At 40.9% G+C, this 16987-nt stretch carries 13 protein-coding genes and 1 pseudogene; 9 read left to right on the top strand and 5 right to left on the bottom strand.

Annotated elements, in window-relative coordinates:
• Positions 1-103: 103 nt before the first annotated feature.
• The 3 genes from H6G92_RS14780 to H6G92_RS14790 all read right to left on the bottom strand — a co-directional run bounded on the left by H6G92_RS14780 (position 104) and on the right by H6G92_RS14790 (position 4997).
• Positions 104-1606, bottom strand: a complete 1503-nt coding sequence (locus tag H6G92_RS14780) for an acyl-CoA synthetase (protein ID WP_190894424.1) — start codon at positions 1604-1606, stop codon at positions 104-106.
• A gap of 60 nt (positions 1607-1666) precedes the next feature.
• Entirely contained in the window at positions 1667-2647 is a 981-nt protein-coding gene (locus H6G92_RS14785) for a magnesium transporter CorA family protein (protein WP_190894425.1), read from the bottom strand.
• A gap of 292 nt (positions 2648-2939) precedes the next feature.
• Entirely contained in the window at positions 2940-4997 is a 2058-nt protein-coding gene (locus H6G92_RS14790) for a serine/threonine-protein kinase (protein ID WP_190894426.1), read from the bottom strand.
• 374 nt (positions 4998-5371) lie between these two features.
• Here H6G92_RS14790 and H6G92_RS14795 point away from each other — a divergent pair, with 374 nt between their 5' ends.
• Positions 5372-6250, top strand: coding sequence for a hypothetical protein (locus H6G92_RS14795; protein ID WP_190894427.1), 879 nt, complete (start codon positions 5372-5374; stop codon positions 6248-6250).
• Between the two features lie 28 nt (positions 6251-6278).
• On the opposite strand, the gene H6G92_RS14800 is transcribed toward H6G92_RS14795, so the two are convergent.
• Positions 6279-8153, bottom strand: coding sequence for an aspartate kinase (locus H6G92_RS14800; RefSeq protein ID WP_190894428.1), 1875 nt, complete (start codon positions 8151-8153; stop codon positions 6279-6281).
• Between the two features lie 239 nt (positions 8154-8392).
• On the opposite strand from H6G92_RS14800, the gene H6G92_RS14805 reads away from it, so the two are divergent.
• The 8 genes and pseudogenes from H6G92_RS14805 to H6G92_RS14840 all read left to right on the top strand — a co-directional run bounded on the left by H6G92_RS14805 (position 8393) and on the right by H6G92_RS14840 (position 16511).
• Positions 8393-9160 (top strand): red chlorophyll catabolite reductase, encoded by a 768-nt coding sequence (locus H6G92_RS14805; protein WP_190894429.1) that lies wholly within the window; start codon positions 8393-8395, stop codon positions 9158-9160.
• A gap of 46 nt (positions 9161-9206) precedes the next feature.
• Positions 9207-10262 carry a nitrilase-related carbon-nitrogen hydrolase gene (locus H6G92_RS14810; protein ID WP_190894430.1) on the top strand — a complete coding sequence of 352 codons (1056 nt, stop codon included), beginning with the start codon at positions 9207-9209 and terminating at the stop codon, positions 10260-10262.
• Positions 10263-10407: 145 nt separating this feature from the next.
• Positions 10408-11826: an aldehyde dehydrogenase family protein gene (locus H6G92_RS14815; protein WP_190894431.1), complete on the top strand. Its 1419-nt coding sequence runs from the start codon at positions 10408-10410 to the stop codon at positions 11824-11826.
• A gap of 725 nt (positions 11827-12551) precedes the next feature.
• The gene (locus H6G92_RS14820; protein WP_242059133.1) at positions 12552-12725 is read left to right on the top strand and encodes a hypothetical protein; all 174 of its coding nucleotides are present in this window, start codon (positions 12552-12554) and stop codon (positions 12723-12725) included.
• 109 nt (positions 12726-12834) lie between these two features.
• Positions 12835-13281 carry a DUF3598 family protein gene (locus tag H6G92_RS14825; RefSeq protein WP_190894432.1) on the top strand — a complete coding sequence of 149 codons (447 nt, stop codon included), beginning with the start codon at positions 12835-12837 and terminating at the stop codon, positions 13279-13281.
• 125 nt (positions 13282-13406) lie between these two features.
• Complete coding sequence (hisS, locus tag H6G92_RS14830) at positions 13407-14798, top strand: histidine--tRNA ligase (protein WP_190894433.1); 1392 nt, start codon at positions 13407-13409, stop codon at positions 14796-14798.
• A 339-nt stretch (positions 14799-15137) separates the two neighbouring features.
• Positions 15138-15773 (top strand): annotated as a pseudogene (locus tag H6G92_RS14835) (restriction endonuclease subunit R).
• A 114-nt stretch (positions 15774-15887) separates the two neighbouring features.
• Positions 15888-16511, top strand: coding sequence for a Uma2 family endonuclease (locus tag H6G92_RS14840; RefSeq protein ID WP_190894434.1), 624 nt, complete (start codon positions 15888-15890; stop codon positions 16509-16511).
• A gap of 248 nt (positions 16512-16759) precedes the next feature.
• On the opposite strand, the gene H6G92_RS39425 is transcribed toward H6G92_RS14840, so the two are convergent.
• Positions 16760-16984: a type II toxin-antitoxin system VapC family toxin gene (locus tag H6G92_RS39425; RefSeq protein ID WP_242059134.1), complete on the bottom strand. Its 225-nt coding sequence runs from the start codon at positions 16982-16984 to the stop codon at positions 16760-16762.
• Positions 16985-16987 lie beyond the last annotated feature (3 nt).

Here is a 16987-nt window from a genome sequence, read left to right on the forward strand (position 1 = left end):
TAACTTTCTAATGTTATCCGAAGAGATCACCGGGGATTCACTTAATTTTAAGGACTTACAAGGTTTAAAATTTCTAGGTCTAGTTCAAAGTTTACGATCGCTATCAGCAAAATAGCTCAACCACTGTCGGTTTAGTAACTTTCCCCATCGCGTTGCGCGGTAATTCTTCAACTATCAAAATTTGGGTTGGCACCTTATAAACTGCCAATCGTTCTTTTGCCCAACTCCTGAAAGCTTGTAATGTTAAAGGTTGTGAACCTTGCAATACTAACGCGGCACACACCCGCTCACCCCACTCTAGATCGGCAACCCCAACCACTGCACATTCCTGAATATCTGGATGCGATCGCAATACTTCTTCAATTTCTAAAGCTGAAACTTTATACCCTCCGGTTTTGATGATATCCACACTCATCCGGCCCAAAATTCGGTAGTTACCGTTCTCAACGACGGCGGTATCTCCAGTACGGAACCAGCCATCTTGGAAAGCTTTGGCGGTTGCTTGGGGGTTTTGCCAATATTCTAAGAACACTCCGGGCCCTTTAACTTGGATTTCTCCTGGTGTTCCTGCGGGGACTAACTCTCCGCTCTCATCTACTAATCTCACTTCAACTTCAGGTAGTGGCTTCCCCACATATCCAGACAACCGTTCACCATGTAAAGGGTTGGATAATGCCATGCCGATTTCCGTCATCCCATAGCGCTCTAGCAGAAAATGGCCGCTGATAGTCTGCCATTTTTCTAAAACTTGAACTGGTAACGCTGCCGAGCCAGAAACCATCAGGCGCATCTTAGCACAGCCTTCTGACATACTTTTTTGGCGTTCCTTAGAGGCCGTTTCCCAAGCAGCAATTAGTTTTACATAAATTGTTGGTACTGCCATAAATAGGGTTAAGTTACCATCACAAATTCGGTTCCAAACGGTTTCGGCATCAAACTTGCTCAACATCTGACACTCCGCCCCAGCCCATAAAGCACAAGTCAGTACGTTAATAATTCCATGAATATGATGTAGTGGCAGTATATGTAAAATGCGATCGCTAGATGTCCATTCCCAAGCGGTGATTAAGCTAGTCACTTGCGCTTGAATATTTTGATGGGTTGTAACTACACCCTTGGGTTTACCTGTTGTACCGCTGGTGTAGAGAATTAAAGCGCGTCTAGTGATATCCACCTCTGGAAGGCGGCCAATATTAGATGGGAGTGTTTCTGAGGTGAGGATAAATCGCAAATTGTGTTCTTGGGCGAGCGATGCCTGCGGCAGTAAACTACGCAGTATACCCTCAAAATCGGGATGAGCAACAATAATCGATGCTCCAGAATTAGTAATTACATACTCTAATTCTGGACGTGGATGGGAAACACACAGAGGTACAGCTATGCCACCAGCACGCCAAATCCCCCATTGAGTGGCTACATACTCAAACCCAGGCGGGATGAGAAAGGCAACTCGCTCCTCCTGTAAGTCTTCTGCATTCTGAAGAAGACTTGCAGCTATTTGACTGGAAGTGTAAAGCAAATCTCGATAGGTAAATGCTCCATCTGTTGTAGCGATTGCTGTTTTCTCGTTGTGTTTTTCAGCACGAATAATTAATGGGAGATTCACGTTTATTTACCGTTTTAGGGTTACTTTCTATTCCAACAATATTTTGTCACTTAATAGATGCTACAACCAACGTTGTTTTTTTGCATAAGTAATACTGCTAATTACAATTAATGCCATCATGCAGATCACAGCAGGATAAGCCCAAGGCTGATCTAATTCCGGCATATATTTGAAGTTCATACCATAGAAACCAGATATGAAAGTTATTGGTAAGAATATAGTCGAGAGGATAGTCAGACGATTAATTCGTTCACCAGTTTTGCTAGCAATATTATCGCGTTGAATTTCCATTAATTCTGACATCCAGGCTCTCAGAGATTGATATTCTTGCCAAAGTTTATCAACCTGATGAACTAATTCTTGATTGAATAGTTCCTTTACTGGCTGGGTGATCCATTGGAAATCTTCGTTATTCATAATAGCCATAAGTAACTTGATGCTTTGAAAATTACGTCGTCCCGAACGAGTAGATTGCCTCATGGTGGCAATTTTTTGGTATGTTGATTCATCACCTGATTTTTCTAACACTTCATCTTCTAAATCATCAAGTTTTCTAGAAATATAATCAAATACATTATCATAGTTATTCAAAACATATTTTAGAATGAGATAAAAAAGATAGTCAATTCCCAGACGTGGAATATCTGGAGTTCGCTTTTGTAAATTATTGGTTAGATTGCTTAAAATTTTTAATTCTGTAATCTCAAAAGTGATAATAAAATTATTTCCAACGACAATATTGCCACGCACAACCTCAAATTCGTTATTTTTTATTTGAGAAGTTAGAATTTCATAGCTGTCAAATAAACAATCTTCTACGTCTTCATCAATTCCTAGAGAGGAATGGTTAAAAATCATCTCAACACGAGATGGATTTAGTCCAAAGTGATTGATAATTCTGGCGGTTCCAGTGCGATCGCGGAAGTGAATACAGCGCAACCAAATATTGTGAGAACCATCAATTCTTTTCAGTACTGTATCGACATCACTACTGCTGAATAATTCCAGATTGTCTGGATAAAAAGTGAGGAGAGTTAGCATACAGTATCCTAATTGAGTCATAAGAAAATCTGGTAACTCATAGTAAGTAGTAAGTACTTTATCCCTGATTTTATAATCACTTTAGTGCTTATAGGACTTACGCACTGTACAAATACATCGTGATGTGAATTATCTAAAATAGGTTGTTTCAGGCTTTTCTTAATTATCCTGCGATCGTAAATAGACCATGCTGTGCCCTTACGAAAGATATGGTTTTTAACCTTCTCCCATATTTGGTATTTATTGTCAATGCGTAAGTCCTAGCTTACTACAAACTATATTGAGTTATAGCTCAATTTTTTTCTCTTTTCCCAGATTTAGGACGAGTATTTGGCCCTGGCGCTGACTTATTTTGCAGAATTGCAATTTCTCTTTGTGCATCTTGATAACTATCTTTTTCTCCTTGCTGTTGGAATAGTTTTGCAGCTTTTTTTAAATCTGCGATCGCTCCCTGTTTATTTTTCTGCTTGGCGCGAATCACACCGCGATTATAGTAGGCTAAGGCATTGTTAGGATTAATTGCGATCGCTCGTGAATAATCCTGATTTGCAGCTTTTTTATTTCCCAGTTCGAGATAGGCATTACCACGGTTGTTGTAAGCTGCTACATCATTAGGATCTAGTTTCAGCGCTTCGGTGTAATCTTCAATCGCGTCTTTATAATCTCCGAAAGAAAAACGGTGAATACCTCTGTGAATATAAGCTGCAATAAATTTAGGATCAATCTGTAAAATAGTGTTGTAATCTTCAGTAGCTTCTACTTTATTTCCCAAATCACTGTAAACATCACCACGATTCAGATAGGCTTCTATGTATTTGGGATTGATGTTAATTGCATCTGTATAATCTTTAAGTGCTGCATATTTTTGCTTATTAATAGATTGAGTTAAACCCCTTTGATAATAAGCTTTGGCATCACTAGGATTAATCTTAATGACTGTATCAAAATCTTGGATTGCTCCTTGTCTAAGTCGGAGGCGACGGCGAAGAATCCCTCGTTGTAAGTAGGCTTCGGTATACTGTGGCTTGAGAGCGATCGCTTTGCTAAAATCTCCCATTGCTCCTTTATTATCCTTCACTTGAGCACGAGCTAACCCCCGGCCATAGTAAGCATAAGCATTCTCAGAATTCAATTTAATCGCTTGGGTATAGTCTGCGATCGCTTCTTTGTATTTGCCTAATTCAGAAAAAGCAAATCCTCGGTCAAAATAGGCATTAGCATCTTGAGGATTCAGCAAAATGGCTTGGCTAGAATCTGCTTGTGCTTGCTCGTAGTCTCCTAATCGATAATAAGCATCGCCTCGCCGATTATAAGCTAGAGCATTTTGCGGCTCTAATTCAATCGCCTGATTGAAATCTTCAACTGCCCCTTCATAGTTTCCTGCCTCATATTTATTTACTCCCTCTTGGTATAATGTCTGTTGAGCATCACTTACAGGTTTTAGCGACCTCAATTGCCACGCTCCAACACCAAGTGTTATACAGCCAGCTATCCCCGTCAAAACTAGTAATAATTTTTTATCATGCTGTTTTTTCTGATCTTTAACATTTGTTAATTTTTTCAGATCGTCTAAAACTTCGGTTGCATACTGGTAACGCTTACGATAGTCAAAACGTACCATTCTATTGATAATTTTTACTAATTTCCTGTTAAATTTTGTATTTTTGTTACGCCAAACTATTTCACCTGTCAGCCGATTTTTCTGATTTCGCAAATTAGATATTTCGTTTGCAGGTAAACCTAGAAGAGCTGCGATCGCAACCATACCTAAAGCATATATATCACTGTTATATTTCAGGTTGCCGTTAACCTGTTCTATAGGCATATATTCGAGATTATCAACGGTATTAGTAATGGCTTCATTGAAATTACTAAAATCAACCAAAACTAACTTTTTATCTGACTCCCTGCGAATAATATTTGTTGGCTTAATATTCCGATGAATTACACCCAAGCTATGTACAAGTACTAAAACTTTTAATATCTCTGATAAAAGATTAATTACTTGATCTTCCCTCAGAGGTTGTCCCTGGATAATTTCGTCAGCTAAAGGATTACCGGGTATGAATTCTTGGACTATATAAAAATCTTCGTTTTCTTCAAAATAAGCAATTAGCTTCTGAATTTGGTCGTGTTCCTGCCCCAGTTTTTCTAAAGTTGCTGCCTTACTGGCAAACAAGCGGCGCAGGCTGGTTAAACTTTGAGGATTGCTACTAGGAGTATGTAACTGCTTAACTATAAATTGGCTGTCAGGAAGATTAGCATCCTCCACTAGATAGGTTTTTGCCTTTTCCCCATCATTTAGAGCTTTTAGTATTCGGTAACGTCCATCTCGTAAATGAATACGCATCAATATAAAAATGTAATTAATAAATTGCTTGATTATAGCTTACGTGTTATTACTGGTAACTATTTTTTAAAAAAAATATTTATTAAAAAAAAATCAATGCCAGAATGGCATGTAAAAGTACTAATTATTAGTTAATGCTTCATATTGCTAGTAATATTTGTCTTTGTTCAGCGAATATTACAGACTTAATACGCTTACATATTACCAGACTGAAGTAAAATTTGTGAGTTAAACTAGACTTAGTATAAAGAGGTAAATGCATAGGGGGGGGATATTTTGATCTGGACTCTTCAGCAATCCCACTCATGACACCTAACCCTCAAATGGGGTAAAAAAATAGCAGCTTGAATTATCCAAAACTCCATATAAAAAAATTGGAAATCAACGTATTTGGGCGAAAAAAAGGCTTGGTAGCTACTGCGAAGCGTCAATTACTCAAGGCGCTCAATTACCGTGACATAGCTGCTATTAATAGCTTAATTGTAGAGTGGCAAAGAATTTTGGGATCGGAAAAGTTAACTGATTTGATTGTTAATGAGGTAATGGTCGAATGCGACTCTGACAGCCACAGTTGGTTTTGTCAAACTTTTATTGGACAAGCTCAATATGAACAGATGGAGGAAAAAGCTCAAAGTAACGTCTTTCAAATTTTAGTGAGTAAAGGTTTGGAACCGGGCAAGGACTTTAGCTCTGGGTCTGATCGCAGTATCATCATAGGCGATCGCGCCAAGGAAATCTTACTTAGCCAATTGCCGCAGGAGGATCAAGCATCATTTGAGGCACAGTTAGAAACCTCGTTAATCTTAGATCCAGTTACCACCATCGAACAACAGTTGGGGTGTGCATTTTTTAGCAATTTGACTGAGATTGCCATCCAACAAATGGAGATATTGAGTAATTCTCAAGCAGCAGCTTATTTAGGAGTGTTGTTGGCTGGATTAGTGTCGCGTCATCCTCAACTTAAGGATGCAGACTTTCCCACACGATTTATTGTCAATACTCTCCAAGGACTGTCTCAAGAACGAGCAATGCTAATCTTGAACGATCCAGAGACAAATCCTCAGTTCGATGAACTTATTATTTTTGGGCATTTATTAGCAGCAATGGGAGATAAAGAATATTATCGCATTGCTGAGGAAGATGGTGGTATTAGCCTCGAACAACTCAAAAAACTTGATTTAGTTTGGTGTGGTGAACGTCGGCTTTCGGAAATGGTAGCCATGATGGAAAAATGGCATTTCAAAAATAGATAATCAGCAATTCCAAATTCCAATTTTAGTTCTACGCTGGCACGACAAATTTTTCACTACCAGCTAGTTCAAAAGCAGCATGAATAGCTTGCAAAGCTTTAACACCTTGCTCTTGTGCCACGACACAACTAATTTTAATTTCTGAGGTGGCAATCATTTGAATATTAATTTGGTGTTCGGCCAGCGCTTCAAACATTTTTGCGGCAACACCTGGTTGTCCCACCATACCTGCACCGACAATACTCACCTTAGCGATCGCACTATCTAAAACAACTTCACCCCATCCTAACTCTGCTGCTACTTGGGTGAGCATTTCTTTTGCACTTTCACCGTCGATCCGCGAGACTGTAAAGGCAATATCTCGCCGAGGAACACCATCAATCACCCGACAGCGCTGAGATTGAATAATCATATCAACGCTAATATTATGTTTCGCTAATAGTCCAAACAACTTCGCCGCCATCCCCGGCCGATCTGGCAATTGGCGAATAGCAAGACGCGCTTGGTTCAAGTCTAAGGCGACACCACGAACGGGGGGAGATGAAGAAGACAAGGGAGAAAAGGGAGAGGGAGAAGACAAGGGAGAATTGTCTTCAATGATTCTTCCTCCTTGTCCCCCTTGTCCCCTTGTCCCCTCTTCCCCTGCCTCAATTTCAAAGGCGCTGCGGAGTGCGCTGACGGCGCGATCGCATTCGGCTGCATCGACTACGCAACTTACTTTCACTTCGCTGGTGGAAATCATCTGGATGTTTACGCCAGCTTCGGCTAAGGTGGCGAACATTTTTGCAGCTACACCAGGACGGCCAATCATTCCTGCGCCAGCGATGCTGACTTTGGCAATGTTATGTTCTACCATTACCTCGGCTTCGTCAGATTTGGGGTTAGATTGATTTCTTAGGGCTGGGGCGATCGCTGCTGCTACTGCTTCTGCCCGTTTTAATATGGGTGTTGTAACTGTAAATGCAATGTCATTACTGTTACCTTCATGAACTGACTGAATAATCAAATCTACGTCTACTTTTTGTCGGGAAATTTCGCCAAATAACCTTGCTGCTACACCTGGTTTATCGGGTACACGCAACAAAGCAACCTTCGCTTGGTCAGTGTCAAATTCTACATTATCTACTGGACGGGCAATTTCCAGATTGATCAGCGATCGCCCTTGGGGTTTAGCTGATGTCACCCAAGTACCGGGGGCATCTGTCCAGCTAGACCTGACAACTAGGGGAACACCATAGTTACGAGCAATTTCCACAGCGCGGGGATGCAGTACTTTTGCGCCTAAGCTAGCTAGTTCCAACATTTCATTGCAGGTGATGGCATCCATCAACTGGGCTTCGGCAACTAAGCGGGGGTCTGTAGTTAAAATCCCTGGTACGTCTGTATAAATTTCACAAAAATTTGCTCGTAATGCAGCTGCGATCGCTACCGCTGAAGTGTCAGAACCACCACGTCCCAAAGTCGTAATTTCCATTTCTCCGGCACTGGAAATGCCTTGAAATCCTGCTACTACAACTACTTTTCCGGCATTTATGTGGCGGCTAATGCGAGTAGTTTCAATATGTAAAATCCGAGCGCGGCTGTATTCAGCTTCGGTAACAATTCCTACCTGAGCACCAGTCATCGAAATTGCGGGTTGTCCGAGTTCCTGCAAAGCCATACTCAGTAAGGCAATGGTTACTTGTTCGCCAGTGGAAAGCAGCATATCCATTTCCCGGCGGTTAGGATTTAGAGAAATTTCATTAGCTAGTTTGACGAGTCCATCGGTGGTTTTGCCCATTGCGGAAACCACTACAACCAGAGAGTTTCCAGCTTTAACGGTTTTGTAAACGCGTTGTGCAACAGCTTGAATACGTTCGACTGAACCGACAGATGTACCACCGTATTTTTGAACTATGAGCGCCATAACTTTTAGTCAATCAATTGTGTCTGCTTTGATAAATGCCACCGCCGGGCCAGGAAACCTTGAAGGCTTATATAGTTTACTAAAGATGTTACTGCAATAGCTTTATCATGGTTTAGTTGATGGGCTGTTTACCACAACCCTGAATTCGATGAATGCCTTGCTCCATATGGGCAACAAGCTAAACACCGGAAAGTGTCAAACTAAACATAAAGTCTATATAAAAGCAACAAACTCAAACTATGACTCAGCAACCAACTGATCTAGATAATAAAGCTGTATTTGAGCACTTGTGGGGAATTACAAAGGAACTTTACCAAAAACTGGAGGCTCGTTTTCAGTTACATCCAGACTCTTCTACACAAGATTTACAGCAATACCGCAGTCTCGATGGCAATATCAACGGATCGCTGACCACTTTTTCTGGACAAGAAATTGACTGGCTAGTTCATTCGTGGTTAGGAAACCCTGAAAAATCAAACTTTAGCACCATGCGTCTCACCACTTGGTTGAAGTCGCATATCCAGGTTCCTCATTTGGCTTTTGAGTTTGGCACACTACCGAATATTTTCTTTTATATAGATTACGTTCCCCGGACTGAGCTTTTAACCGATTTGGAATATCTCGATCGCTATTATGAGCCAGTTAACCAAACATTCTTAAAGTTGCAAGACGATTCGCGCCTAAAAGTATTTACCAGCAAAAGTGTATATGTTCGCCTATTTCAATCGCCTGTGAGTTTATGCTATACCGGCGCACCTACTTTTGAGACCCTTGAACTAACTCGCACACTTGCACATGAAACCCTTGATCGCTGGCTAACTTGGGTAGATGCAGCTGAACCTGTACCAGAAGATGCACGGGAAGCTTTGGCGGCTCGTGATTTGTTGGTACGCCGTACCAGTGCTGAACGTGATCCAGGTAATAAATTTGCCGCACAGATGTTTGGGTCTGAATTAACAGATAAACTTGTACGATCGCTCTGGGGTGGTGATCGAATTAGTCATTAGTCATTAGTCATTGGTCATTAGTCATTTGTCCTTAGTCCCATGCCCCATGCCCACTAATCCAGAATCCTACCGCGCTTTAGCACTGCAAGTTACCTGTCATGCAGTCAACCAAACAAGCGATGCCTCCGGCGGGCTACGCCTACGCCAACAAGCGCGAGCGCTCATGCAAAACTCCATCAACCGCCTAGCTCAACAAATTGCTGCCAGTATCGCTTTCATCGGTTTCGATTGTCGGTTAATTGTACTACCAGAATATTTCCTTACTGGTTTTCCGATGGGAGATTCTCTAGCAGGATGGGCAGAAAAAGCTTGTATAGAAATGGCTGGTGCTGAATATGAGGCACTTGGTAAGATTGCTCAAAAGCACAAAATCTTTTTAGCTGGTAATGCCTACGAAGTTGACCCCAACTTTCCCGGATTGTACTTTCAAACCTGCTTTATTCTTGACCCTTCTGGCTCAATTGTCTTGCGCTATCGGCGGTTAAATTCCTTATTTGCTCCCACACCCCATGATGTTTGGGATAAATATCTTGATTGCTATGGTTTAGAGGGAGTTTTCCCCGTAGCTAAAACGGAGATCGGTAATTTGGCAGCTTTAGCATCAGAAGAAATTTTGTATCCAGAAGTGGCGCGGTGTCTAGCGATGCGAGGAGCAGAGATTTTTGTCCATTCCACCTCGGAAGTATACAACAAAAGCCTCACCCCCAAAGACGCGGCAAAAATCACTCGCGCCGTTGAAAATATGACATACGTAGTTTCTGCCAATACCGCAGGCATCGCTAATATTGCTATCCCCATTGCTTCGGCTGATGGTGGCTCTAAAATCATTGACCATCGCGGAATCATTTTAGCAGAGACAGGTGCAGGCGAGAGTATGGCAGCATTTGCCGAGATTGACCTAGCCGCATTACGCCGCGATCGCCGCCGACCAGGGTTAAATAATTTACTTGCACGCCAACGATTTGAACTATACGCCGAAAGTTATCGCCAATCACACTTTTACCCACCTAATACTATGCTGAAAGGAGAAGTAGACCGCAAACACTTCCTCCAAACGCAGCAAGCCACCATTGAACGGTTAGCCAAACTGGGGATAATTTGAATCGGGGAATGGGGAGCAAATCAATTCAAAATTCAAAATGACGCTCGCGGACTCGCTAACGCTGCGCTAACAAAATTCAAAATTAAAGAACTTCTGCCTCGTCTTTCTCAATGCCCAATGCCCCATGCCCAATGACCAATGACTAATGACTAATCCAATAGAAGTCCGTAATCCCCGAACTGGCAAATTTGACTATGTAATTATCCCGCCGCCTCCAAGGCTGCTGGCACAGCAATGTAAGCGCACCCGCAGAGGGCAAGTTCGCTGGCAGCAACTAGGTTTAGAGGGAAGAATTGAAGCCTTACAGCAGTGGAAGGAAGCGATATTATCTGGGCGCGATCGCTTAACTGAGGCTTTGGTAAATGATACAGGAAGATTATCGACCTCAGTATTGGAAATAGATTCTTTTCTCTCTAGCATTGATCGCTGGTGTAAGTTAGCACCGGAATTGCTGCAAGACTCGGCAAAAAACACAGCAATTCCGTTTATCGCCTTGCAACAAACATCCGTTCCTTATCCCCTAGTTGGGATAATTAGCCCGTGGAATTTTCCGCTGTTGCTATCTACCATTGATACCATTCCAGCATTACTGGCGGGTTGTGCCGTCATTGTCAAACCCAGTGAAATTGCTCCCCGCTTCGTAGCACCACTGAAAACAGCACTCAGCGCCGTTCCCGAATTGCGCGACGTATTAACTTTTGTTGAAGGAGCAGGCGCAACCGGATCTGATTTGATTGAGAATGTAGATTTGGTGTGCTTTACAGGTAGTGTGGCGACGGGGCGGAAAGTAGCAGAAGCGGCTGCTAAACGGTTTATTCCGGCTTTTTTGGAATTAGGAGGAAAAGACCCTGCGATCGTTTTAGAATCAGCCAATTTAGAATTAGCAACCTCAGCAATCTTATGGGGTTCCGTCGTCAACACCGGACAGTCGTGTTTATCAATTGAGCGGATTTACGTTGCTGAATCAATATTTGAAAAGTTTTACCATCAACTAGTAGCAAAAGCTTATCGCCTTCAGCTAGCCTACCCCACAGTTGAAAGTGGAGAAATTGGCCCCATCATTGCCGAAAGACAAGCAGCAATTATTAGCGGCCATCTTCTAGATGCAGTTGAAAAAGGAGCAGTAATTCACTGCGGCGGTGTAATTGAAGATTTAGGTGGGGGTTGGTGGTGTCGTCCGACAGTTCTCACACAGGTTAATCACTCCATGAAAGTGATGACCGAAGAGACTTTTGGCCCCATCATGCCAATAATGCCTTTTTCCACAGTAGAGGAAGCAGTGTCTTTAGCGAATGACTCAATTTATGGATTGAGTGCTGCTGTCTTTGCTTCAGAAGCCGAAGCCTTAGAAGTTGCCCAGCAGATAGATGCAGGTGCTATTAGTATCAATGATGCTGCGCTTACCGCCATCATGCACGAGGGAGAGAAAAACGCCTTCAAATTCTCTGGTATGGGAGGGTCACGCATGGGTGCAGCAGCGCTGAAACGGTTCATGCGAAAAAAAGCTATTTTGATTAAAACTAACGCGACAAATGACCCTTGGTGGTTTGAGACTGGGGAGTGACCAATGCCGTCATCACTATGCAACTCATTACTGTAAGAGGTTGTTTGAAAAGTGGTTGGCTGTGATTTTAGGTACTCAGAGATCCCCCCTAGCCCCCCTTAAAAAGGGGGGAGCCGGAATCAAAGTCCCCCTTTTTAAGGGGGATTTAGGGGGATCTAAAAGTATTTAATACATTACTAGGGACTTTTCAAACATCCTCTAACCAATGGCATAGGCGTAGCCCGTCGTAGACATCGCCTCTGCCACAGTTTCGTCTATGATAACCAAAGCACCTGGAAGAACTTTCATAATTTTGGTTCAGAACACAAGTTCATTCGTTCAGAACACAAGTTCATTCGTTCAGAACACAAGTTCATTCGTTCAGAACACAAGTCTATTCGTTCAGAACACAAGTCCATTCGTTCAGAACACAAGTCTATTCGTTCAGAACACAAGTCCATTCGTTCAGAACACAAGTCCATTCGTTCAAAACACAAGTCCATTCGTTACGCCAAGTTATTCCAGCGATGATTAAAGCCGTCTTTGACAACCTTCCTCACTGCCCACTCATAATATGCGAACATAATTAAGGGACTTCCAGAAATTAAATTATCCAATTTCTGGACTTCACTACGACTATCCCTCCCCCTGCTCCCTGCTCCCTGCCCCCTGCCTCAATAGCGATGGTATATTTTTTTATTTGGAAGTCCCTAAGTTGTAGCTGACTACCTGCACAGAGATTTAAAATGGATACCATTGCAATCTCTGTTCTGAATCGCCTAGTAGATGCCACAGTAGAGATTCCTGTTTGTAAAAGTATTACCAATCGGGCATTACTCGTCACGGTCTTAGCGCCAGGTAACTCGATTTTAGAAAATGCCTTATTTAGTGAAGACTGGCATTTGCTGTCACTGGCTTAAAGATTCCAGGCATTGTAATAAAAGACCCTGGTTGGTTGTACAGCGAAAACTTTTCCCGATTAATTTACTCAATTTTTCCAAATGTTAAAACAATAAAAGGTGAATTGCAATGTCAAATATTCGAGAAGGAATGCCCGTACTTGCCCGTCATGAAGGAGATTGGGTAGGAACTTATACAGTAATTGATACAGCGGGAAAAATCCTTGACAGCTACGAGTCTCACTTAACCTGTCAATTTCCAGAAAATGGCCCTCATCCCTACTATCAAATTAATCGCTATAAATGGTCTGATGGTAAACGAGAAGAATATGAATTTCCAGGAATCTATAAAGATAATAAGCTTTGGTTTGACACCGATCGCATAGACGGAAAAGCCTGGGAAGCCGATGATTCGATTGTGATTTTGTGGTTTAGTTATAAAACAAACCCAGACATGAGTTTATATGAAATGATCTATATTAGTCCTGACAATAACAATCGTGCCCGCACTTGGCATTGGTTTAAGAACAACAAAATTTTTCAACGCACTCTAATTCAAGAAGAACGGGTAAGATAGTAATTTCTGTTCTCAAAGATCATCAATCATCATTCTCCAGTCCGCGCAGGCGGACTTTGTTTGTGTAGCCACGACTTACAATCGTTAAGCTTTCATCTCAAATTTCAACTTAGTAAGGTACACGCATGGCAAAAGGTGACAAAATAAACTTTTCTACTCCTAGTGGTTTCCCAGAATTTCTGCCTACTGAAAAGCGTCTAGAATTATATTTGTTAGATATCATCCGTAGAGTTTTTGAAAGCTATGGATTTACGCCCATTGAAACACCTGCTGTTGAACGTTTAGAAGTGCTGCAAGCTAAAGGTAATCAAGGTGACAATATCATCTATGGCATTGATCCCATATTGCCACCAAATCGCCAAGCCGAGAGAGATAGATCGGGCGAAACTGGTTCGGAAGCCAGAGCTTTAAAGTTTGATCAAACAGTTCCATTAGCAGCGTATATTGCTCGTCACCTGAATGAATTAACTTTTCCCTTTGCCCGCTACCAAATGGATATGGTTTTTCGGGGAGAACGAGCAAAAGATGGGCGTTTTCGTCAGTTCCGCCAGTGCGATATTGATGTAGTTGCTCGTCGTGAACTCAGCTTGCTCTATGATGCTCAGATGCCTGCAATTATCACTGAAATATTTGAAGCAATTAATATTGGTGATTTTTTGATTCGCATTAATAATCGTAAAGTTCTTACAGGTTTTTTTAAATCAGTAGGAATTACTGAAGATAAAATTAAATCGTGTATTGGTATTGTTGATAATTTAGAAAAAATTGGTGAAAGTAAAGTAAAACAAGAGTTAGATAAGGAGGGAGTTTCAGGAGAACAAACTCAAAAAATTATTGATTTTATTAAAATAGATGGTTCCGTTGATGAAGTATTAGATAAGCTCAAGCACCTCGCAGAAAATCTATCAGAAACGGAGCAATTAGCTCTGGGGATTGCCGAATTACAAACGGTAATTGCAGGTGTGCGTAATCTCGGAGTTGCCGAAAATCGTTTCTGTATTGATTTATCCATTGCCCGTGGTCTTGATTACTATACTGGTACAGTTTACGAAACAACCTTATTAGGACATGAAGCTTTAGGTAGTATTTGTTCTGGCGGTAGATATGAAGAATTAGTTGGGGTATTCTTGGGTGAAAAAATGCCTGGGGTAGGCATTTCTATAGGATTAACTCGCTTAATTAGTCGCTTGTTAAAAGCTGGTATTCTTAGTACCTTAGCTGCTACACCAGCCCAGGTGATGGTAGTGAATATGCAAGAAGATTTAATGCCAACTTATTTAAAAGTTTCGCAACATCTGCGTCAGGCTGGAATTAATGTTATCACTAACTTTGATAAGCGCCCTTTGGGTAAACAATTTCAGCTAGCAGATAAACAAGGAATTCAATTTTGCGTAATTATTGGTTCTGAGGAAGCAGCAGCGCAAAAGTCTTCGCTGAAAGATTTGAAAACAGGTGAGCAAGTAGAAGTGCTACTAGTAGATTTGGCTGAGGAAGTTAAAAGAAGGCTTGCATCATAAGCTACGAAAGTTCTAAGGGTAGCGACTGTCTTGAAAGTCGCTACAAATATTTTATTTTTCTAGAGTAATAAAAGAGCGCTAAGAGGTTGTTTGAAAAGTGGTTGGCTGTGATTTTAGGTACTCAGAGATCCCCCTTAGCCCCCCTTAAAAAGGGGGGAACCGGAATCAAAGTCCCCCTTTTTAAGGGGGATTTAGGGGGATCTAAAAGTATTTAATACATTACTAGGGACTTTTCAAACATCCTCTAAAGAAGTTGGTCAGTCAGCTAGGGGTTAAGATAGGTTTTATATTTTATATAGGAAACTTGGATTGGGTTTCACCTTAATCAAGCAAAAATATATGACAATTCTCAACGCTCGTAATTTAACCTTAGAAGAAGTTCATCGTCTGTTTGGCTTTCAAAAACATTACAATGACTCATTTTCTAACTACTTATCTCTGGAACCTCTCACGGAAGTAGAACAACAGGAACTCAAACAAATTCAGCATGATTTTGATAGATACCTGACAGCAGGGAAAGTTTCTTAAGGTCAGGTAAAGTTCCTTGCAGCTGCTCCTTTACTAAGATTAGCTGGTTTTTATCGCTATCCTATCGAGATTGTTTTAAAGGAGAATATTGCTGATATTGAAGTTGAAGATGAAGATATCCTAATTAAAGAAAGATTTGATATTTTAGCTATTAGTAAAGCTAAACATACAAAACTTCAAAAATATTTTTGGGTACTGTTAATTGAATCTAAAAATAGCCAAATTGATATATCAACAGGTTTACCTCAGCTACTCACATACTCTTATAAAAATTTAGATAATCAAAAATCAGTTTGGGGATTAGTGACTAATGGTAGAAGTTATCAGTTTGTCTATATCGAACAAGGAAATCCCCCAATTTATTACCTGTTACCAGAATTAAATTTGATGGGAAGAGAACGTTCAAGTCAGTTGCTACAAGTTTTAAAAGCAATTTGTCAGCTTTGAAAGCATTGATGTTGAAGTTCGGTACATTAACGATGAAAATCAATAGACATAAAGCACTCGACAGGAAAGTTTTACCCAAGTATTAAGGCAATATACAAGTCAAAGCAACAATTTATGAGTCAAGCCATACCCAAACTAGTAAGCTTTGAAGATTTTACAGCGTGGCGGCCCGAAGGCGGAAGATACGAATTACACGATGGCGTGATTGTTGAAATGCCCCAACCAACCGGTGACCATGAAGATGTTGTTGGCTTTATAGCTAGAAAACTAACAGTAGAATTTGACCGATTAAATTTACCTTATACAATCCCTAAAACTGCGCTGATAAAACCTTTTAATTCGGTATCTGCTTATTCCCCAGATGTGTTGATATTAAATCGTCTGAATTTAGTGAATGAGCCGTTATGGAAAAAAGAATCAACTGTATGTTATGCGGCATCAATTCCCTTAGTAGTTGAGGTAGTTAGTACCAATTGGGATGATGACTACTACACAAAACAAGGTAAATATGAGGGTATTGGAATTCCTGAATATTGGGTTGTAGATTATCTGGGTTTAGGCGCTAAAAAGTTTATTGGCAATCCCAAACAACCTACTATATCTATTTATCAATTAATAGATGGTGAATACCAATTTACTCAATTTAGAGGTACTAATCGCATCGTTTCGCCTACTTTTCCAGAGTTGAATTTAACTGCCGAACAGATTTTTCAAGCTGGAGGTTTCCCAAGTAGTTAGAGGATGTTTGAAAGGTCTTTTTGTTGGTGGCAAAACGTTTTAGATCCCCCTAAATCCCCCTTAAAAAGGGGGACTTTAAGAAGCTTTCCCCCCTTAAAAAGGGGGGCTAGGGGGGATCAACAAGTGCCTAAAATAACAGCTAACCATTTTTAAAACAACCTCTTAAAAATATTGAGAAAGCTTTTTTACAAATTGTCAGACTTTTTAAACACGGAAATAAAAATTACCATCGCACTAAATCCCAGCCTCTAGCTGTTTATGCTATTAGGGTGAATAATAGTAATTCCTTCAACTTCTAGAAAGTCTTTTGGGTTTAGAGTCAAAATATGACTGATGCTATGGGCAAGCACTACTGCTTGTATGCGTAAATCATGGGTGCGTTTACCTGAAATTTTATGAGTTGTAGCGAGGCCAAACCAAAGGTGAAATATATCTGGTGTTTCTTCTAGCCACTCAAACTGATTTATTAGCATTTG

This window comes from Nostoc foliaceum FACHB-393 (genome assembly GCF_014698505.1).
Taxonomy (GTDB): Bacteria; Cyanobacteriota; Cyanobacteriia; order Cyanobacteriales; family Nostocaceae; genus Nostoc; species Nostoc foliaceum_A.